The following is a 19,127-nucleotide window of genomic DNA, read 5'->3' on the forward strand; positions in this document are numbered from 1 at the left end:
ATCCTCCGTCTTGCGTCTTCGCCGTTCATGACATACTGTCGGCAGATACAAAAAGCGCCCGTGCAGCATATGCAAACACGGCGTCAAGAACAACCTCAACCAGCGAGTTCTCTCATGAAAATCATGGCCGCATGCCTGATCGCCCTTTTTTTCCTCCCCGGATGCGGCTGGGTCGGCAGGACTGCCGGCAAAGCCACGGCAAAAATCGAAAGAAAAGTTGACTCCGTTGAGCAGGGATACAAGGAAGGATATCGGGAAGAAAGCAAGAAGTAGCGGCGCGGGCAGCCGGGCCGCCCTTCATCTGCCGGATGCGGGTTTTTTGCTCAAAACCAGAGACATGTAGGGCGGAACGCCCTCCGCAAGGTCAATGCCCTGGCGGATATGCTCGGAGTCCTGCTCCACCTGACTGACCAGCAGGCAATTTTCCAGCCTGCCCGTTGTGTGCAGGGCGTCCCGGATGGCGGAAAGGTTGCGGTACGCCTTGAGCACCACGGCAGTATCCGCGTGTTTCAGGCAGTCTTCAAGCTCTTCACGGCTGTTGATCCCCGGCAAAATACAGAGCGTCTCGCCGCTTTCACAAAGCACGGTGCGGGCGCGGGCCGCGGCGGCCTGAAAGGACGTGATGCCCGGCACAACCCGCACGGACAGATGCGGCGCGCACTCCGCCAGCGTGCGCATGAGATAGCCGAAGGTGCTGTAGACCAGGGGATCGCCGATGGTCAGAAAGGCCGCGTTCAGCCCCTCCTCCAGCACATCCTGCGTGATGCGCGCGGCCTCGCGCCAGGCGCGGAGCAATTCGGCTTTGTCCCGCGTCATGGGAAAATCCAGCCTCCGGATACAGACTCCGGAACGCAGATGGGGCCGGGCGGCTTCCAGCGCGAGGGAATATTCGTTGCGTGAGGACGCCGCCGACAGCACAACGTCCACCCTGCCCAGCACCGCAACGGCACGCAACGTCAGCAGGTCGGGAGCGCCCGGCCCGACGCCGATGCCGTACAAAACACCGTTCATTCACTACTCCCCTGTGGTCTGATCCGGCCTCCGGAGAACATATTCTCTTGCTTCCGGAGGCCGTGGCCCCAAAAAATCCCGCCCGCTCCGGGCAAAATCCGTTCCGCCAGCCGCGCGGCTGGCGCGTATTCCGCTTCCTGCGGGTGCAGCCAGCGGCCCAATTCCTCCGCCGCGTCCAGAGCGCGGGGGCCGGGACGGGAATACATGTCTTCGGGCACCATGAGCACTCTTCCTGTCCGAACAGCCCGCAATCCCTTATAGTGCGCGCGCGAGGCCGGAGGCGGCGGGGCGGGATTCATGGGGCCGATCTGCACCACATAGGCATCAGGGTCGGCGGCGAGCAGAGCCTCCTCACTGCAACGCACCAGTTTTTGGGCCTCTGTCAGCACGTTTTCCCCTCCCGCGCGGGCAATGATCTCGCTGGCAATGCCCCCACGGCCCGCGCCCAGCAGATTGGGATAGCGCGCCTCAAAAAAAACCCGCACCCTGGGGCGATCTCCGTAGAGGGCGTCCAGGCGCGCAAGGCGCTCCCGCCAGCCGCGCACAAGCTCTGCCGCCCGTTCCTCCCGCCCGGCGAGGCGTCCCAAAGTTTCCGTCACGGCAAAGAGTTGCGCGAAAGAATTCATCTCAAAGGTCAGCACTGTCATGCCCAGGGTCCGCAAGTTCCCGGCTTGCAGGCGCGCCTCTTCACGGCCTGCCATTTGCAGCACCACATCGGGCCGCGCCGCTGCCACCAGCTCCGCATTGGGGCGCATGTGGGTGCCGATGACGGGCAGATGGGCCAGAGCCGCGCTCTGGTCGGCAGAGGTGCGGGCCGCCAGCACATGGCCCGCATCCAGCGCCAGCAAAATTTCGTTGAAGGCTCCGTACAGGGCAATGACGCGGGACACCGGGCCCGGCAAATGCGCGGTGAAGCCCGTATCGTCCGTCACCGCAAACGGCGCGCCTTCAGCCGCGCGAACCTGCGGAACCGGAAATGCCGACAGCAGCCCCCAGAGCAGCAGGGCCGCCGCCATCCTCCACCCCCGCAGCCCGCGTATGGTGAGGGCCTGACGCTTGCGCGAGCAGAGCCTGCGGCAGTCCCCAGAGCGGATGGGGCAGAACTGTGACAGGCAAACCGTAAAGTTCACCGAGGTTCTCCTCTGTAAAGGCCTGGCCCACCGGGCCGTCAAAAAGCAGTTGCCCCGCCTTCAGCCCCACCAGACGTGTGGCATAGACAGCGGCCAGATTGCAGTCATGCACGGCCATGAGCACGCAGGCACCGGCTGCCCGGCGTTTTTCCAGCAGGTCAAAAAGTTCCACCATGCGCGCCGGGTCAAGGCCCGCGGCCAGTTCGTCCAGCAGCAGGAGGGGGCTGCCCTGGGCCAGGGCCCTGGCCAGAAGCACGCGCTGCAATTCTCCGCCGGAAAGCTCGCCCAGACGGCGCCGGGCCAGCGGGGCCGCGCCGGTTTCTTCCAGCGCCCTGTCTGCGGCCGCATGATCGGCAACGCCGTATGCTCCGAGCCAGGACAAGTGAGGATACCGCCCGAGCAGAACCATCTGGCGCACGGTCATTTCGTGCGGGCAGTGCCCGCGTTGCGGCACCACGGCAATCATGCGCGCCCGCTCACGGGGCCGCAGGCGAAAAAAATCCCGCCCCTGCACTTCCATGCGTTCGGCCCTGACGGGGATTCCCCCGGACAGTGCCCGCAAAAGGGTTGTTTTGCCGCTGCCGTTGGCCCCCAGCAAAGCCACGCACTCCCCTGCCCGCAGGGCAAGGTTCAAACCGTGCAGAACGCGGTTTTTGCCGTAACCGGCGCAGAGATTTTCTGCCGCCAGCATGGCGTGAGCGCCGCCCGGCATCAGCGCCTCCGCACCATGAAGGCAAAAAAAGGACCGCCCAGCAGGGCCGTCACCACGCCCACGGGCAGTTCCTGCCCGCCCGACAGCACGCTGCGGGCCAGTACATCGGCCCAGAGCAGGAGCAGCCCCCCCCCGAAAAAAGCGCCCACAAGGAGAGGCCCGTTTCCCCAGCCCAGCAAAAGGCGCAGCACATGCGGCACCACCAGCCCCACAAAGCCGATGATCCCCGTCACGGCCACGCAGCCTGCGGTCATGCAACTGGCTCCGGCCAGCAGCCAGAAGCGCGCCCGGCCCACGTCAAGGCCTGTCTGGGCGGCCTGCTCGTCGCCCAAGGCCAGCACGTCCAGTGCCCGCCACCCCAGGCCCACGGCCAAAAGGCCCGGAACAAATGTTGCCAGCAGCAGGGGCATGTTCTCCCAGCCCCTCCCCTGCAGGGAGCCCATGATCCAGAACACGATGCTGGTGACGGATTCCTCGTTCAGAGCCTTGATGAGAGCCACCAGAGCACCCAGAAAGGCGGCCACGGCAATGCCCGCAAGCACCACGCTCTCCCGGCGGAAAGAACCGTGGGCGCTCCCCAGCCAGAGCGTGCCCGCAAGAGCCGCCAGCGCGCCCGCAAGGGCCGCTGGAGCCACCAGAGCCGGAGAGGCCCAGGGCCAGAGCGTCCACAGGCCGGGAATTTGCCCGAAAGCAATGGCAAGGCTCGCCCCGCAGGCCGCTCCCGCAGAAATTCCCAGGGTAAAGGGATCCGCCAGAGGATTGCGCAAAACCCCCTGCAGGGCTGCCCCGGCCACAGCCAGCGCGCCTCCGCAGAGCAGAGCCAGACAGACCCGTGCCAGCCGGATATGCCCCACCACCAACAGGCGCACCGGGTCATCCGGCAAAGGCGCAAGCCCCAGAAAAGCCGCCAGAGCCGCAACAACCTCTCCTGCGGGCACAGACGCCGGGCCGGGCAGGCAGGCCAGCGGAACAGACACAAGCCAGAGCAGAACCAGAGCGGGAAAAACCAGCCGCCAGCGCGCGGAAGATGCGCAAAAAAAAGAAAAAAACGCGCGTCGGCTCATGCCGCCCCTGCCTGTGTCACGGCTGCCCTTGGCCCGGACAGCAACAAAAAAAGCCTCTCCCAACCCTGTGGAAGAGGCCCGTGTTTCCTCTGCCCGCGGCAAAAACCCGTTGCCGCAGCGGCTGCAATGCCGCCTGCCGCGGCAGCCTGTCACGGCGACCGCGGGCAACGGCAGGTCTTCCGGCTTGGTTCTTCCGCCCCGGCCTTCCCGTTTCCAGTGGCGCTGGATGGAGCAGAATCATGAACCTTACGGCGGCGGGTCCGCTCCCGCTTTCCACGGGATTCCCTTTTCAAGCCGGAAAAATCCGGCTACCGTTACCGCTGTTTCTATACGGCGCGCCTGTACCGGCTGTCAATGCCGCCCTTTTGCGCGCTTCAATTTCAATCCGCAAACAGGGGCGCAGCAAAACAACGGGGATTGGCAGGATCGCCTGCCCCGGCACCCCCTGCCCCTGTTGCGGACACGCCAGCAGTTCATGGCCTCCGCATTGAGCTTTCGTTTCAAAAATGATACGAAAATTCTGTCAAATGATACTCAAAAAAGAAAGAGCCATGACTACCAAACGCCAGGATCATATTCTCGCCTGTCTCGGGCAGACGGGAGCCTCTTCCCGGGAAGAGCTTGCCCGTTGCCTGGACAAACGGGGGCAGGCACAGCAAACCGGAAGCTGTTTTTTGCAACAGATGGGGTCAGCACCTCAAACTTTTGCAATACAGCCCTTCAAATCCCGCACAATCAGCTCAAAGCGATCCTCCGATGCCGCTATCCAGACCATTATACGCTGATATATCCAGTCCGGCTCCGCATCAAGCACATGACCGTTGATGCGCAAAAACACGTCACAGGCGGCAAACGCGGCACGCTTGTTGCCGTCGATAAAGGGATGATTGATGAGCAGGTTTTCCAGAAGAGCCGCAGCTTCCTCAACAATATCTGCATAGTATCCGCCATTGGGGGCGGAACACGGCGGCTTCCACCGCGCCCATATCGCGTATGCTGCTGGTACCCCCATAGCGTTCAATCAAGGCACGGTGCAGGGCCAGCACTTCCACGGGTGTCAGGTAGTCCCTCACCTGGAAAGCTCCCGGTACAGAGCGTCGAACTGGCCCATGCTGGCGTGCAGGGCCTGTACAACATGCCTGCGGGGGGCTTTTCCCTGCTTGCGTTCAATATATTCGCGCAGGGCTTCGTCCACAAGGGATTGCAGTTGCCTGCCTTCTTCCCCGGCGATTTTTCTGAGCATGGCGAGCAGTTCAGGATCGGCCTGAGTCGCGAATTTTACCTTTTGCGGATGTCCGGATGTCGTTTGCATGATGCACCTCACAGAATCAGGGATACCTCTGCATCATGAAATGTCAAGATATATCATGATACAGAGGCAAACAGTCCGTAGCGCATGCGCATCACCGCACCGAACGTCAGCGAAAGGCATTGCCGGGCAAAGGCGGCGACCGCACCCAACCTGTGGGCAAGCCTTTCCGGCGGGTCTTTTTTTCCCCGTGCGGCTCTGGTATAGACACAGGCACAGCCAATATGCGACAGCAGGAGAAGCTCCATGAAAGTCATTATCATGTGCGGCGGCAAGGGCACCCGCCTGCGGGAAGAAACCTCGGTCAAGCCCAAGCCCATGGTTGAAATCGGCGGCCGTCCCGTACTCTGGCACATCATGTCCATTTATGCGCGTTTCGGCTTCAGGGATTTTGTGCTGCCTCTGGGATACAAGGGAGAAGCCATCAAGCAGTACTTTCATGACTACACCATGCGCAATACGGATTTTACCGTTGATCTGAAAGACGGCAGCGTCACCACCTACCCCACGCACATTGAAGACTGGCGCGTGACCCTGTGCGACACGGGGCAGGAAACCCTCAAGGGTGCGCGCCTCAAGCGCGTTGCCCGGCACATCGACACAGAACGCTTCATGGTCACCTACGGAGACGGCGTTGCCGACATTGACCTGCACAAGCTTGTGGCCTTTCACGAGCAGGCAGGCACCATCGGCACATTCACCGGCGTGCGGATGCCCTCCCGCTTCGGGACGGTCCGCACCGACCCCCAGGGGAAAATTCTCTCCTGGGAAGAAAAGCCCGTGCTGGACGAATACATCAACTGCGGCTTTTTTGTTTTCAAAAGGGAATTTCTGGATTACCTCAGCGAAGACGAGAGCTGTGACCTCGAAAAGGAACCCCTGCAAAGACTGGCCGCGGAAGGGCAGCTTTCCATGTATCCGCATCCCGGACAGTGGCAGTGCATGGACACATTGCGCGACTCTCTGAAGCTCAACGAAATGTGGGACAAAGGCCGGGCCTTCTGGACAACGCGGGCGTGATTTCCTATGGTACAAGAGAGGTGTAATCATGCTTGACGCCATCGGCTATTCCGAAGCCAGAAAAAATCTGGCTTCCCTTATGGACAGTGTGTGCGATGGCAGCGACATCGTGGTCATCACCCGCCGAAAAGCCCGGCCCGTGGTGCTCATGTCGCTGGACGAATACAACAGCATCCAAGAAACCGCGCACCTTCTGCGGAATCCGGCCAACGCGGAACGGCTGCTGGAAAGCATTGCCGAACTGCAACAGGGCAAAGCCGTCCCGCGTGTCCTTGCCCATATCCCCGCAGAGAACAGTGAATAATGGCTCTGCTGACATGGACCCCCAAAGCCTGGGAGGACTACCTGCACTGGCAGGAGCACGACAAAAAGAAATGCAGGCGCGTCAATCTGCTGGTTGCCGCCGCCCTGCGCACCCCGTTTGAAGGCGAAGGCAAGCCGGAAGCCTTGAAATTCCAGCTTGCCGGTTTCTGGTCGCGCCGCATCGACCAAGAGCACCGCCTTGTCTATGCCTGGGACGAAAAATCCGACACCCTGACCATTGTGCAGTGCCGTTATCATTACAATAAGCACTGACCTGCGGGGATTCGCCGTGTCCTCATGTCGCGGCTTTCGGTTCGCTTTGCCCAGCCGACAGCCAGCCTCTCGCAGCAGGCGGCGTAAATCATGTTCATGGCAGTTGCCGTCCGCCAGGGCGGAATTGAACAGGGCGCCGAACCTGCCGAGGTTAGCGCAGGTCTTGATGATGCCCTGCACGATATGTCTGCGTTCGATGCTTTGCACAGGCCGCCGTGCAGGCGAAGGCGGTGACGGCAATCAGGCTGTGCCAACCCTTTCCGGCGGGTCTTTTTTTCCCCGCTCGGCTCTGATACAGACACAGGCACAGCCAACATGCGACAGCGAGAAATTCCATGAAAGTCATCATGTGCGGCGGCAAGGGCGCCCGCCTGCGAGAAGAAGCCTCGGTCAAACCCAGGCCCATGGGTGAAATCGGCGGCCGGGGCCTCTGGGCAGCCAAGCGGACGTGAGTCTCCGCGGCCGTTTGCCGCGTTGTGCCGCGCAGAAAAAACAGCCTTGCGCGAGGCACGGGCAAACGGGAACCGCGCAAAAACTGCCTCGCATCACAACACGCACTGCCGAAAAAGAAAAAATCTTTCGGCCGTCCAAACAACAAGGAATAGCCATGTTTTCCGACGCATATCAGGGACGCCGGGTTTTCATCACCGGCCATACGGGCTTCAAGGGTTCGTGGCTGGCTGCCTGGCTGACACAGTTGGGCGCTGTGGTGGGCGGTTTTTCCGATGGCGTGCCCACCACCCCCTCGCACTTTGAAGCCATGAACCTCGGGCCGCATCTGGAGGCTGACCTGCGGGGCGATATTCGCGACCGGGACAGCCTGGCAAGCAGCATACGCCATTTCCACCCTGAAGTGGTTTTTCATCTGGCCGCTCAGGCACTTGTGCGCAAATCGTACGAAGACCCGGCCCTGACCTTCGAGGCCAATGCGCTGGGCACGCTCAATGTGCTTGAGGCCGTGCGCCAATGCCCCGATGTGCGGGCGGTGGTCATGATCACTTCGGACAAGTGCTACCGCAATGACGAATGGGTTTGGGGCTACCGCGAAACAGATCATCTGGGCGGCTCCGATCCCTATTCGGCCTCCAAGGGCTGCGCGGAGATCATTGCCCACTCGTATTTTGCAAGCTTCTTCAAGGACGGCCCGGCCTGTGCCACCGTACGCGCGGGCAACGTCATCGGCGGGGGCGACTGGGCCGCCGACCGCATTGTGCCCGACTGCGCGCGGGCCTGGGCTGCTGGCCAGCCCGTGCAGATACGCAGCCCCTGGGCCACACGCCCCTGGCAGCTCGTGCTGGAGCCGCTTTCCGGCTATCTCTGGCTGGGCGCACGCCTTTTGCTGGGCAAAAACACGCCTTTTGACCCGCAAAACCAAGCCTACAATTTCGGGCCTGCCGCGGATGTCAACAATACTGTGGCGGAAATGGTGGAGGCTCTGGCCCTGCACTGGCCGGGATTCAGCAGCCAGATGGACACGGCCGGTCAGGCCGGAATGCAGGAATGCACGCTGCTCAAACTCTGTTGTGACAAGGCGCTGGCCCATCTCGGCTGGAAGGCCACCCTCGACTTTGCGGAAACCATACGCTACACGGCGGAATGGTATCACTGCTTCCACCACGGACAGGGCGGAAAACAGCCCCAGAACATGCTGGAATTCAGCCTCGGACAGATTGCCGCATACGTCAACGCGGCCCGGCAGAGAAAGCAGATCTGGGCCTGAAACGCCCCCTGGGGCGGCAAAGTCGAAAGAAGCTTGCTGCCTGCAAAGGAGCAGCCATGCCACGTCAGAATGCCATACAGAACACGGGAATCGACGGCCTTCTGCTGCAACCGCTTGCCGTCATCCCCGCAGAAGGGGGGCCGGTGCTGCACATGTTCCGCCCGGACTCACCCCTGTTTGCGAATTTTTGCGGCGGGCCGGGGGAAGTCTATTTTTCCGAGGTTCATCCCGGCCATGTCAAGGCGTGGAAGCTGCACACGCGGCAGCAGCAGACTTTTGCCGTGCCTTCGGGCCTGCTCAAGATTGTTCTTTACGACCAACGCCCCGGCTCACCCACCCGCGGCGTCCTGTGCGAGCTTTTTCTGGGCAGGCCCGACCATTACGCCCTGCTGCGCATTCCGCCCGGCATCTGGTACGGCTTTGCCGCGCACGGCAACTCCCCCGCCCTGATCTGCAACTGCGCGGACATTGCCCACGACCCGACCGAAAGCCGCCGCCTGCCCGCTGACGATCCGGCCATTCCCTATCGCTGGGGAAAAAGCTGATCCGCCCCCAATCCCTTTTGCCGGCAGGGCGTTCAGCGCCGGGCAGCCGCCCTTTCCAGCCCCAGGGCCATGAGCCGCTCCAGCAGGCTGCCGAGATCCATGCCCACGGCCAGCGCTTCTTGCGGCACAAGGCTTGTGGGCGTCATGCCGGGCAGGGTGTTCACCTCCAGCAGGGTCAGGCCGCCGCTGTCGTCCAGAATGAAATCCGCGCGGCTGTACCCCTCAAGCCCCAGCGCGGCATGGGCCGCCAGGGCAAGCTTTTGGACGCGCGCTGTCAGTTCCGGCCCGATGGGCGCGGGGCATACTTCCCGTGCGCCGTTGGGCGTGTATTTGCTTGTGTAGTCAAAATACTTTCCGGCCAGAGGTTCAATGAGCACGGGCGGCAGGGCTTCGCTGCCCAGCACACCGCACGTCACTTCCTGCCCCTCAAGCGCCGGTTCCAGAATGGCTTCGTCCCCTGCAGAAAAAATCTGCTCCAGCACAGCGTCCAGTTGGGCACGGTCACACGCGCGCCCCAGAAGCAGGGACGATCCCCCGGTATTGCTTTTGGCAAAAAGCGGATACGGCAGGCGCGGCTGCCAGCCCGCGGCAGGACGCGCGGGCAGGAACTCCCAGTCGGCTGTGGGCAGCCCGGCATGGCGAAAAATCTGCTTGGCAACAGCCTTGTTCAGGGCCAGAAATGACGCCGCAGGGCCGGACCCCTGGTAGGGACAATCCACTCTTTCCAGCATGGCCTGCACAAGGCCGTCCTCGCCGGGCGCGCCGTGCAGGTTGATGAAGGCGAAATCGTGCTCCGCAGCCCGGAGCAGAAGGTCGTCCATTTCTTCCCGGAGATCGAAAAAGCGCACCGTGTGCCCACGCTTTTCCAGAGCTTCCCGCATGCCCCGCGCCCCGGCAAGAGAAACCTCGCGCTCAGGCGACCACCCGCCCGCAATCAAAAGAATCTTCATGAACAGCCCACTCCAACTGCGCCGCGAGGGCGCTTTCCATCATTTTGCCCTGCCGGTGCGCCTCGCGGATGCCTTCACGCGCGCTTTCCGAACAGCCATACCGCTCCAGCAGATCCTCGTACCGCTCTTCAAGGGAAACACAGCGGTCGTGCCGGACCCTTTTGTCCGCATAGATCACAAAAAAAGGCAGGGAGCAGATGCCCGCTCCCTGCGGCAGGGGCCAGGGCCACCAGACATGCATCATGACGCCCTGCGCAACGGCATGGTTGCCGGTTTCGGCCACTGTCCAGGCAGCTCCGAGCTGGGCATGGCTGCCGCCGTAACGCACGCAATACGTCTTGGCAATATCGTGCAGGAGCGCGCTGGCGCGCACCTCCGGCACGCGAACATTCATGCCCATATCAGCGGCGCGCCGGGCCAGGCACTCCGCCACATGGGCCACCAGCAGGGAGTGCCGCCGGATATTGGGGAGCATGTCGTATTTGTCCCAAAGGGCAAAACAGGCGTCATCGTCGGGCACGGATGCTGCGGCGCAGGGCAGGGACAGTTGGGGGAGCTGGGAAAGCGGGCGCTTTCCGGCCCCGGCCTGCGTTTTGGACTGCGCGGAAGAATTTTTCATGGCGTACAGTATGCCACCGCGACAAGCGGCGCGTCAACGCTTCGCCGCTTTCCCGGAGGTTTTTTTCGCCGATGGCGTGGGAGCCGCCCTGCCCTCCACCAGATCGGCCAGAGCCAGGATGGTGTTGGCATACACCACGGACTTGTTGTATTTCATGAGTATCCCGTGCTGCGCCTGACGGCTCAGGCCCGCCTTCCAGCCGTGCCGGGCCAGATAGTTGGCCAGACTCGCCACGGCATCGGGAACAGTGAGCAGATCCACCCTGCCGTCAGCATCCCCGTCAGCCCCGTAGACCGCGATATTGGACGGCATGAACTGGCACAGGCCCACGGCCCCGTAGATGGAGCCGGGCAGACTCTCCGGCTCCGCATTCTCGCGCAGCATGTATTCCGTCAGGGCGCGGACTTCCCTGTAGGCCCAGTCCGCGCGCCGGGGCATGACCTCGGCGAACCAGTCCAGATGCTTTTCGTATTCCGGCATGCGGGGCAGCCAGTCGGCAATGTCCTCAACCGTGCGGCTGACCGCCATGCCCGCCAGAGTCTGGAAGGCGTTTTCCGGCACATCGCCAAGAACCGTGCCGAGGCGTGTTTCCACAAAGAGGAGCGCGGCGGCGATGGCGGGCGGCACGGCATATGTTTTTTCGGCGCGCTCGAAATCTTCTCTGTGGGCTTCGACAAAGTCACGGCACAGCCTGGCATTGCCCTCGGAAACCACGCCCTTGTAATACCGGGGAGGCGCACCCTGCGCCGGTGGACGCGGAAAAAACTTGCGCAGATACAGTTCGCGCATCTTGCGCCCCATGGGCGACTGCGTGGGCGTATCGCCAAGCGTGAGCAGCAGAGCCTCCACCCTCGGGCCGGAAAGACCGTCTGCGGCCAGTTTTTCGGCCAGCGGCAGCCAGACGGACGGCAGGCCGCTCTCTCCGGCAGGGGGGGCCTCCTGCGGTTGCCCCCTGGCCGGAAGCTGCGGCTGCCCCACAGGCAAGGCAGGAGGGGACGCCGTGTGCCCTCCGCCGCAGGCAGCCGCAAGAATGCAGAGCACCATGCAGCAGACAAGACCCGCCGCCCGCCAGCGCGCACGGGCAGAGCGCCCGCCGGAAAATCCGGCGGGCGCATGAGGCTCTTTTTTTCGCGCACTGCCTGTCATTTTTGCGGAGCCAGCAGAGGCGCGTCGCTGGCCAGAACCATTTTGCTGTTTTCCTTGAGGGCCTTGCGCATGGCTTCCAGCCAACGCTGGTAGGCATAGAACTGGGGCGACTTGTTGTAGGCTCCGGCATAAATTCCGGCAGCCTGAGCATCGCCCTTGCCGCGCTCGATCTGGGCTGCGCGCGCCGCCTCGGCCAGGATCAGGGAACGCTGGCGGTCCGCATCGGAACGGATGCGCGTGGATTCCTCCTCACCCTCGGAGCGGTACTGCTTGGCCTGACGCTCGCGCTCCGCCCGCATGCGCTCAAAGATGGCGCGCTGGTTTTCCGCCGGAAGATCCGTGCGCTTGATGCGCACGTCCAGCACCTCCACCCCGTAACTGTTCATCAGGGAAGACACCTTGTTGGTCACTTCCTTCATGATGGCGGCACGGTGTGAGGAAACCACCTCGGTCAGCGTGTATGCGCCCACCAGCGCCCGCAACTGGGAATACACCACGTCGTCCAGGCGGGCCTGGGCTCCGGGAATGGTGCGCATGGTCCGGTAGAACTGCAGGGGGTCTATGATCCGCCAGCGGGCGTAATTGTCCAGAACAATGGCTTTTTTGTCCACGGTAAAGGCTTCGCGCGAACGGGCCTCATAATCCAGAACCCGCGAATCAAAGTATATGACGCGCTGAATGAAGGGGAGTTTGAAAAACAGCCCCGCACCGTACACGCGGGAGAGCGGCTCGCCCAGTTGCAGAACCAGGGCTTTCTGCGTCTGGTGAACAATGAAAAAGCACTGGCTGCCCAAGACAACGGCAACCATCAGCGCCACAACAGGAAACAGGGGATTGGCACGCATTATTTTTTCTCCAGCAGTCTGGGAGCCGCGGGGGCGCTCAGGCCGGGCAGAGTGAGGTACGGCAGGGCGCGGCTGGCGGCAGATCCGTCCATGACCACTTTTTCGTCCGCCTGGGAAAGGACATCTTCCACCATTTCGTAGTACAGGCGCTGCTCGGTCACTTTGGGCGCCTTCTCGTACTCCACGCGCAGCACGTCAAACCGGGCGGCATCACCTTCTGCGGTGCGCACGCGGGTCGCGCTGTACGCCTCGGCCTGGTTCTGCAGGGCCGCCGCCTGTCCTCTGGCTCTGGGCAGAAGCTCGTTGCGGTAGGCCTCCGCCTCGTTGATGATGCGGCTTTTGTCCTCACGGGCGCTGGCCACGTCCTTGAAGGCGTCAATGACTTCCTGCGGCGGATGCACGTCCTGCAACTGGGCGGCAATGACCTGGATGCCCGCGCCGTAACGGTCAAGAATCGTCTGCAAAAGGAGTGTGGCCTCGTTCTGGATTTTCAGCTTGCCATCGGTGATGGCCGAGTCGATCTCGCTGTTGCCGATGACCTCGCGCATGGCCGCCTCGGCAGCGTTGCGCACCAGAGCCGTGGGGGCGCTGACATTGAACAGGTACTGCACGGGATCACTGATCTTGTACTGCACACTGAACTGCACGTTCACGATATTTTCGTCCCCGGTGAGCATGGATGCTTCTTCCGGAATGGTGCGCACCTGCCCCTGCTGGAAGGTCGCGCTCTGCCCCACGGAACGAAAGCCCACCTCACTGCGCAGAATCTGCGTCACCTGCGGTTTGTAGACGGACTCGATGGGCACAGGCCAGGCGTAGTGCGGGCCGGGGCCTTCAGTGCGGTTGTATTTGCCAAAACGCAGCACAACCCCCTGCTCGTCGGGGTTGACAATATAAATGCCCGAAAGAAGCCAGAGCCCCACCACAGCCAGAGCCACCAGAAGAAAAACCTTGCCGCCGGGCAGATTCATCCGGGGGATTTTCGCAAAAGGATTTTCCCCCTCCGGGGGACGTCCGCCAAAAGGACTGCGCCTGGCGCGCGGCGGCTCATTGATCTCGCTGTCGTCAAAATCGTCCTGCGGCGGAGGCGGCGTATTGCCCTGCCTCTGCCGTTTTTCCTGCAATTTGTCCCAATCCCAATTCATGAAAATGTATACCTTTTTGTTGAAAACAGGGAAGATTCGCCCGGCCTGCGGCAACACCATCTGCAAAACAGCCGGAAGAAAAGCATAGGGCACGAAAAGACAGCGGTCAAGGCAGGGGGGCGCTTTCAGAGCGTACCAGACCGATCTTACTCTCAACCAACATATCAAACATTGGATATTTTTGTTGACAGCATATAAAAAATTGATATGTTTTGTGCGTGAAAAATCCGCCCGATGCCCCTCACTGGACAGTGAATTTTTCCAACGCGGCGGCAAAGCAGTTGCGCAAGCTCCCTGCGGCAATGCAGGATCGCGTTCTTGCGTTGGCCCTTGATCTGGAGCACAAAGGCCCGGAGCAAAGGAGTTGGCGCAATTATGGCCTGATCGTGGGAGGCAGGGATGTGCATCACTGCCACCTGAACAGCGGTCCCACGCTATGTTGTTGTGTGGAAGGTGCTGGACCGGGAAGTGCGCATCACAGAAATACGGTATGTCGGCCCTCACGGCAGCGTGAACTACAGCCGGTTTGCATAGGAGTTTTGCCATGAACGCAGATGTGAAGGTTTTTCCCGGCAACGGGGGCCATACGGAGATCAATCTTTCCATTCCGTCAAACAAGGCTGACGCTGTTCTCGAAGCATTGAGCGGCATACTTCCCCTGGCAGGGCTCAGGCTGCGCCGGGTAAATGAAGATGGCGAAAAGATATATAGCGTCAAGGAAGTATTTCCTGACGCGAATCCGGCTATGGCTTTGCGTGGTTTCCGGGGCAAGATGGAATGGACGCAGCAGGAACTTGCCAGCAGGCTGGGCACCACACAAAACAGCATTTCAGCCATGGAAAGCGGAAAGCGCCCCATTTCCAGGGCAATGGCCATGCGCCTTGGAGAAGTGTTCGACATTGCCTACAAAGTCTTTTTGTAGGCCGCACACAGTATTGCAGTTTTTCTGCCGCCGCCGCAGAAAAAACAAACCCCCATTGCCTGAAATGGGGGTTTGTGCCATCCGTTGCGGGCGCGCTGAAAAAGCGCGCTACGGGGCGGTGGGGAAAAGCAGCATCTCCCTGGGGGAAGACACGGTCACGCTGTGCCTGACCTCTGCCTTGCCGCCCGCAGGCACTGCCACATCCCAGAAAAGCATGTGCTTTTTCCTGTCTTCCTGCGCCTCCGGCTGATTGGCCTGCGTAATGCTGATCTCCTGATCCACGGCTCTGGGCAGGGGCCGCTCAAGGCGCACGGTAACGGCCCTGTCTCTGCCGTTGACCACCTCATATGTCCAGCCCCATGTCCAGGTGCTGCTTTTCTTGAGAAAGCCGCTTTCGCCGCGCTCCCTCTTGTCCGCCACGGTATTGACCCTGATTCGCGGGTCTGCCCCGTAAAAGAGGGTGGCTTCATCGCCCGATGGGCGAAAATGCCCCCGCCCCACGCTTTGCCCGCCCATGCAGAATTCCGCCGGGCCTTCAGGCCAGACCTGCCCTGCGGGCAGAGTGTAGCGGCCCACAAACCAGACGCGGTTTTCCTGCTCCGAAGGACGGGAGAGCCATTCCAGCCGGGCTTTCCAGACATCCTCCACCATCAGCAGGCGTGAATGCCCTTCGGGCAGGCCGCGCGCCGCCAGCGTCCACGTGGCATAGACGCCGCTGACATCCGCCACAACAGCCGGCTCCTCCCTTTGCCTGCCACCCATCTCTGCGGACTCCACCACCATGGGCTCCGCTTGCAGGGCATGCCCCATCGGCGCCGCGCTTCTGCTCCTTTTTTCCAGGGCAGGCTCACGCGCCTCAAGAATCCAGGAACGCAGCGGAAACGGCTCGCGACCCGCCTCTGCCTGCGACACAAGAGTGAGCTTTGCCTTGTCCCAATCCATGCCGGAGTACTGCCAGACTTCCGCCATCAGGCGCACATCGGTTTCGTCTCCGCTTCCCCTGTCGGGCTGGGCGTCAAAAATGTACACCGGACGCCACCCGCAATCTTTCAGCGTATAACTGTATTCCACCGGAACGCCAAAAGCCGCGACGCTCTTTTTCAGAACCAGCGTGATCATCTGCCCCAGATCCGGGCCGCCGCGCAGTTTTTTCAACTCCTGCTCCAGCAGGGCAATGCGGCGCTCAAGATCGGCCTTCTCCTCCGTCAGGACGGGCACGGCTTCGGCCATGCGTTTTTCCAACTGCACCACATCGTTGTACACGCCGCTTTCCGTCTGGCCTGCCCAGAGCGCCAGACGGGCGCTGACGGAGGCCAAGCTGCCCCGCAGCACCTTCAGTTCGTTCAGCTTCTTGTCCCGCAGGGAGCTGGCCCCGCCGCTGCGCTCCAGCACATGGGGCGCGGATGACCAGCGCACAACCGTATTGCCCGGAATGCGCACCTGCCAGTCTTCGGCCCCTTCGGGCAGGACAATCCGCACTTCGCTCACTCCGTCCCGTGTTGTCACCGGCGCATGGTGCGCTACGGTCAGCAGCCCGCCTCCCGGCGACAGCCTGACGGAGGCCGGCGCCGCAAGGCCGGGCGTCTGTGCCTGCGCGGCAGCCGGGAGCATGATGCACAAACCGGCGGCAGCGCCCGCAACCATGCCCAGCAAACGCCGCCCCGCGTCAAATCCCGAAAATCTGAAAGTACGCATTGTGCCTCCCTGGCAAGAAAAAATCCCTCGAATACGCGGCGCACGAACCGCCGCGAAGTCCCAATGCCCTACCTTGTCAGCTTGCGGAACTTGATGCGCCGCGGCGTATCGGCCTCCTTGCCCAGCCTTTTTTTGCGGTCAGCCTCATATTCCGAATAATTGCCGTCAAAAAAGACCACACGGGAATCGCCTTCAAAAGCCATGATGTGCGTTGCCACACGATCCAGAAACCAGCGGTCGTGGCTGATGATGAGCGCGCATCCCGCAAAATTGTCCAGCGCGTCTTCCAGAGCGCGCATGGTGTTCACGTCAATATCGTTGGTGGGTTCGTCCAGCAGCAGCACATTGGCGCCCGATTTGAGCATGCAGGCCAGATGCAGCCGGTTGCGCTCGCCGCCGGACAGAACCTCGACCTTTTTCTGCTGATCCGCGCCGTGAAAATTGAAACGCGTGCAATAGGCGCGGGCATTCACCTCGCGCCCGCCCAGACGCACGCTTTCCGCGCCTTCACTGATGATTTCATACACAGTCTTGCCGGGCGTCAGCGAGTCCCGCCCCTGATCCACATGGGCAAAGCGCACTGTCTCGCCGACCTCCAGCACGCCGGCATCGGGTTTTTCCTGCCCCGTCAGCATCTTGAACAGCGTGGTCTTGCCCGCGCCGTTGGGGCCGATGATGCCCACAATGGCCCCCGCCGGAACAAGCGCGTTGACGCCCTCCATGAGAAGCTTTTCGCCCATGCCTTTCCTGACGTCCGCCAGTTCGATGACCTTTTTGCCCAAGCGCGGCCCCGGCGGAATATAGATTTCCAGATCCGGCGCCCTCTTTTCGCTCTCGTGCGAGAGCATGGCCTCGTATGCGTTGAGCCGGGCCTTGCCCTTGGCGTGCCGCCCCCTGGGCGACATGCGCACCCATTCCAGTTCGCGTTGCAGGGTTTTCTGGCGCTCGGCCTCGGCCTTGTCCTCATGGGCAAGCCGTTTCTGCTTCTGCTCAAGCCATGAGGAGTAGTTGCCCTTCCAGGGGATGCCCCGGCCACGATCCAGTTCCAGAATCCAGCCCGCCACATTGTCCAGAAAATAGCGGTCGTGGGTCACCGCAATGACGGTGCCGGGAAAGGTGGAGAGATAGCGCTCCAGCCAGGCAACGGACTCCGCGTCCAGATGGTTGGTGGGTTCGTCCAGCAGCAAAATATCGGGATTTTGCAGCAGCAGACGGCACAGGGCCACCCGCCGCCGCTCACCGCCCGAAATCCGGGAGACAGGCATGTCGCCGGGGGGGCAGCGCAGGGAGTCCATGGCCATTTCCAGGCGGGAGTCCAGATCCCAGATATTTTTGGCATCCATGAGATCCTGCACCCTGGCCTGCCGCTCCATGAGGGCATCCATCTCTTCCGGGGCAACGGTGGCAAACAGGGCATTGATCTCCTCAAACTCGCGGGCAATGGCCACAAGCTCGCTGACGCCCTCTTCCACAACTTCCCGTACGGTGCGCGCTTCACCGGCCAGAGGCTCCTGCTCCAGATATCCGATGGTATATCCGGGAGCCAGTACGGTCTTGCCCTCAAAGGCCTGGTCCACTCCGGCCAGTATCTTCAGCAGGCTGGACTTGCCCGCGCCGTTGAGCCCCAGAACTCCGATTTTGGCTCCGTAAAAATAGGAGAGGGAAATATCCTTGAGCACTTCCTTCTGGCCGTGGCGCTTGCTCACGCGAATCATGGAATAAATGATCTTGTCCGGTTCGTTGCTCATGACGCTCCTCAAAGGGTGACTGTTGGCGGGCCGCGCACAGCGGCAGGAAAAAGCGCAAAATTGAGGCATCAGGGTAGCCGCTGCCCGCCCGTTTGACAAGACCGCCCCTGCCTTCAGGCAGGGGCGGTTGCACGCATCCCTTGCGGATGGCGGGTGGAACGGACGTGGCGGCGCGCGAGGTGCACGGCATGGCGCAGCACGGGCAACAGGGCGGCCTCTCGGGCTGCCCGCGGCATCCGTGAGCGCCACCACAAGGGAAAAGGAGAAAACATCATGGGCAATATCTACGGGTACATCCGTGTTTCCAGCATCGGGCAGAATGAAAGACGCCAGCGTGCCGCCATGCTCCGCCGGGGTGTTCCGGCCGACAACACATATACGGACAGGCAGTCAGGCAAGGATTTCCGGCGTCCCCGCTACCAGGCCCTGCTGCGCCGCCTGCGGCCCGGCGATCAGCTCTGCGTCACGAGCATCGACAGGCTGGGCCGTGATTACCGGGAAATCCAGAGACAGTGGCGCTTCCTGACCCAGGAAAAAAAGGTCGATATTCTGGTTTTTGACATGCCCCTGCTCGACACGCGGCGTGACAGGGATCTGCTGGGCGTCTTCATCGCCGATGTGGTGCTTCAGGTCTTGTCGTTTGTGGCGCAGAGCGAGCGCGAAAACATCCGCAAACGGCAGGCGGAAGGCATTGCCGTTGCCAAAAAGAACGGCGTCAGGTTCGGCCGCAAGCCAAAGCCGCTGCCGGAGAATTTTTTTCGTATGCACACGCTCTGGAAAAACGGAAAAATCAGTGCCGCTGAGGCCGCAAAACGGTGCGGGATGGCGCGCTCGACGTTTCGCTATCAGGCTCTGGCGCTCCGCAGATCATCCTGATTGCCTGGCGAAAAAGTACACTTTTTCGCCACGCCTTCTTTTATCCAATATTTTACCAAAGCACAAGAGAAAGTTTTCTTCTCTTGCCTCTTTT

The 19,127-nt window shown here is 61.7% G+C and carries 21 protein-coding genes, 1 pseudogene and 1 riboswitch; of the genes and pseudogenes, 8 read left to right on the plus strand and 14 right to left on the minus strand.

The annotated features are described in order from the left end of the window. Positions 1–297: 297 nt before the first annotated feature. From cobI to EII23_RS03815, 7 genes are all read right to left on the minus strand, one after another. The gene (cobI, locus tag EII23_RS03785; RefSeq protein WP_124792064.1) at positions 298–1,011 is read right to left on the minus strand and encodes a precorrin-2 C(20)-methyltransferase; all 714 of its coding nucleotides are present in this window, start codon (positions 1,009–1,011) and stop codon (positions 298–300) included. Beyond that, entirely contained in the window at positions 1,008–2,027 is a 1,020-nt protein-coding gene (locus EII23_RS03790; RefSeq protein ID WP_124792065.1) for an ABC transporter substrate-binding protein, read from the minus strand. Before EII23_RS03790 ends, cobI begins: the two co-directional genes overlap by 4 nt. Then, positions 1,960–2,853, minus strand: a complete 894-nt coding sequence (locus EII23_RS03795) for an ABC transporter ATP-binding protein (protein WP_311768151.1) — start codon at positions 2,851–2,853, stop codon at positions 1,960–1,962. The genes EII23_RS03790 and EII23_RS03795 overlap by 68 nt, the downstream gene beginning before the upstream one ends. After that, positions 2,853–3,917 carry an iron ABC transporter permease gene (locus EII23_RS03800; RefSeq protein WP_124792158.1) on the minus strand — a complete coding sequence of 355 codons (1,065 nt, stop codon included), beginning with the start codon at positions 3,915–3,917 and terminating at the stop codon, positions 2,853–2,855. The genes EII23_RS03795 and EII23_RS03800 overlap by 1 nt, the downstream gene beginning before the upstream one ends. Positions 3,918–4,068: 151 nt before the next feature. Beyond that, a riboswitch (cobalamin riboswitch) is annotated at positions 4,069–4,248 on the minus strand. Positions 4,249–4,614: 366 nt separating this feature from the next. Next, entirely contained in the window at positions 4,615–4,929 is a 315-nt protein-coding gene (locus tag EII23_RS03805) for a type II toxin-antitoxin system death-on-curing family toxin (RefSeq protein WP_221620359.1), read from the minus strand. Between the two features lie 57 nt (positions 4,930–4,986). Further along, positions 4,987–5,229: a hypothetical protein gene (locus EII23_RS03810; RefSeq protein WP_124792066.1), complete on the minus strand. Its 243-nt coding sequence runs from the start codon at positions 5,227–5,229 to the stop codon at positions 4,987–4,989. A 53-nt stretch (positions 5,230–5,282) separates the two neighbouring features. Then, entirely contained in the window at positions 5,283–5,474 is a 192-nt protein-coding gene (locus EII23_RS03815) for a hypothetical protein (RefSeq protein ID WP_124792067.1), read from the minus strand. Between EII23_RS03815 and rfbF the strand changes: the two genes are divergently transcribed. From rfbF to EII23_RS03845, 6 genes and pseudogenes are all read left to right on the plus strand, one after another. Then, positions 5,473–6,246: a glucose-1-phosphate cytidylyltransferase gene (gene rfbF, locus EII23_RS03820; RefSeq protein WP_124792068.1), complete on the plus strand. Its 774-nt coding sequence runs from the start codon at positions 5,473–5,475 to the stop codon at positions 6,244–6,246. The two genes, EII23_RS03815 and rfbF, sit on opposite strands and share 2 nt — an antisense overlap. A gap of 28 nt (positions 6,247–6,274) precedes the next feature. Beyond that, positions 6,275–6,550 (plus strand): type II toxin-antitoxin system Phd/YefM family antitoxin, encoded by a 276-nt coding sequence (locus EII23_RS03825; protein WP_124792069.1) that lies wholly within the window; start codon positions 6,275–6,277, stop codon positions 6,548–6,550. Continuing rightward, positions 6,550–6,822 carry a Txe/YoeB family addiction module toxin gene (locus tag EII23_RS03830; RefSeq protein WP_124792070.1) on the plus strand — a complete coding sequence of 91 codons (273 nt, stop codon included), beginning with the start codon at positions 6,550–6,552 and terminating at the stop codon, positions 6,820–6,822. Before EII23_RS03825 ends, EII23_RS03830 begins: the two co-directional genes overlap by 1 nt. 335 nt (positions 6,823–7,157) lie before the next feature. Further along, positions 7,158–7,256: pseudogene (locus tag EII23_RS03835) on the plus strand (glucose-1-phosphate cytidylyltransferase); the annotation flags it as partial. 173 nt (positions 7,257–7,429) lie between these two features. Further along, positions 7,430–8,542, plus strand: coding sequence for a CDP-glucose 4,6-dehydratase (gene rfbG, locus EII23_RS03840; RefSeq protein WP_124792071.1), 1,113 nt, complete (start codon positions 7,430–7,432; stop codon positions 8,540–8,542). A gap of 56 nt (positions 8,543–8,598) precedes the next feature. Further along, on the plus strand, positions 8,599–9,087 hold the full coding sequence (locus EII23_RS03845) for a cupin domain-containing protein (RefSeq protein ID WP_124792072.1): 489 nt from the start codon (positions 8,599–8,601) through the stop codon (positions 9,085–9,087). 32 nt (positions 9,088–9,119) lie between these two features. Here EII23_RS03845 and EII23_RS03850 read toward each other — a convergent pair whose 3' ends face one another. The 5 genes from EII23_RS03850 to hflK are packed head-to-tail and all read right to left on the minus strand — an operon-like array spanning position 9,120 to position 13,792. Continuing rightward, complete coding sequence (locus EII23_RS03850) at positions 9,120–10,037, minus strand: D-alanine--D-alanine ligase (RefSeq protein WP_124792073.1); 918 nt, start codon at positions 10,035–10,037, stop codon at positions 9,120–9,122. Beyond that, positions 10,000–10,656, minus strand: coding sequence for an HDIG domain-containing metalloprotein (locus tag EII23_RS03855; protein WP_124792074.1), 657 nt, complete (start codon positions 10,654–10,656; stop codon positions 10,000–10,002). The genes EII23_RS03850 and EII23_RS03855 overlap by 38 nt, the downstream gene beginning before the upstream one ends. Before the next feature lie 33 nt (positions 10,657–10,689). Then, on the minus strand, positions 10,690–11,802 hold the full coding sequence (locus EII23_RS03860; protein ID WP_124792075.1) for a lytic murein transglycosylase: 1,113 nt from the start codon (positions 11,800–11,802) through the stop codon (positions 10,690–10,692). After that, complete coding sequence (gene hflC / locus EII23_RS03865) at positions 11,799–12,647, minus strand: protease modulator HflC (protein WP_124792076.1); 849 nt, start codon at positions 12,645–12,647, stop codon at positions 11,799–11,801. The genes EII23_RS03860 and hflC overlap by 4 nt, the downstream gene beginning before the upstream one ends. After that, positions 12,647–13,792 carry an FtsH protease activity modulator HflK gene (hflK, locus tag EII23_RS03870; RefSeq protein WP_124792077.1) on the minus strand — a complete coding sequence of 382 codons (1,146 nt, stop codon included), beginning with the start codon at positions 13,790–13,792 and terminating at the stop codon, positions 12,647–12,649. The genes hflC and hflK overlap by 1 nt, the downstream gene beginning before the upstream one ends. Positions 13,793–14,336: 544 nt before the next feature. Between hflK and EII23_RS03875 the strand changes: the two genes are divergently transcribed. Beyond that, positions 14,337–14,714: a helix-turn-helix domain-containing protein gene (locus EII23_RS03875; protein ID WP_124792078.1), complete on the plus strand. Its 378-nt coding sequence runs from the start codon at positions 14,337–14,339 to the stop codon at positions 14,712–14,714. Between the two features lie 108 nt (positions 14,715–14,822). Here the strand turns inward: EII23_RS03875 and EII23_RS03880 are convergent, their stop codons facing one another. Further along, a complete protein-coding gene (locus EII23_RS03880; protein ID WP_124792079.1) occupies positions 14,823–16,409 on the minus strand; it encodes a DUF4139 domain-containing protein in 1,587 nt (528 codons plus the stop codon). Positions 16,410–16,477: 68 nt separating this feature from the next. Next, a complete protein-coding gene (ettA, locus tag EII23_RS03885; protein WP_124792080.1) occupies positions 16,478–18,157 on the minus strand; it encodes an energy-dependent translational throttle protein EttA in 1,680 nt (559 codons plus the stop codon). A gap of 273 nt (positions 18,158–18,430) precedes the next feature. On the opposite strand from ettA, the gene EII23_RS03890 reads away from it, so the two are divergent. After that, positions 18,431–19,033 (plus strand): recombinase family protein, encoded by a 603-nt coding sequence (locus EII23_RS03890; protein WP_124792081.1) that lies wholly within the window; start codon positions 18,431–18,433, stop codon positions 19,031–19,033. Positions 19,034–19,127 lie beyond the last annotated feature (94 nt).

This window comes from Desulfovibrio sp. OH1186_COT-070 (assembly GCF_003860215.1).
Classification (GTDB): Bacteria; Desulfobacterota; Desulfovibrionia; order Desulfovibrionales; family Desulfovibrionaceae; genus Desulfovibrio.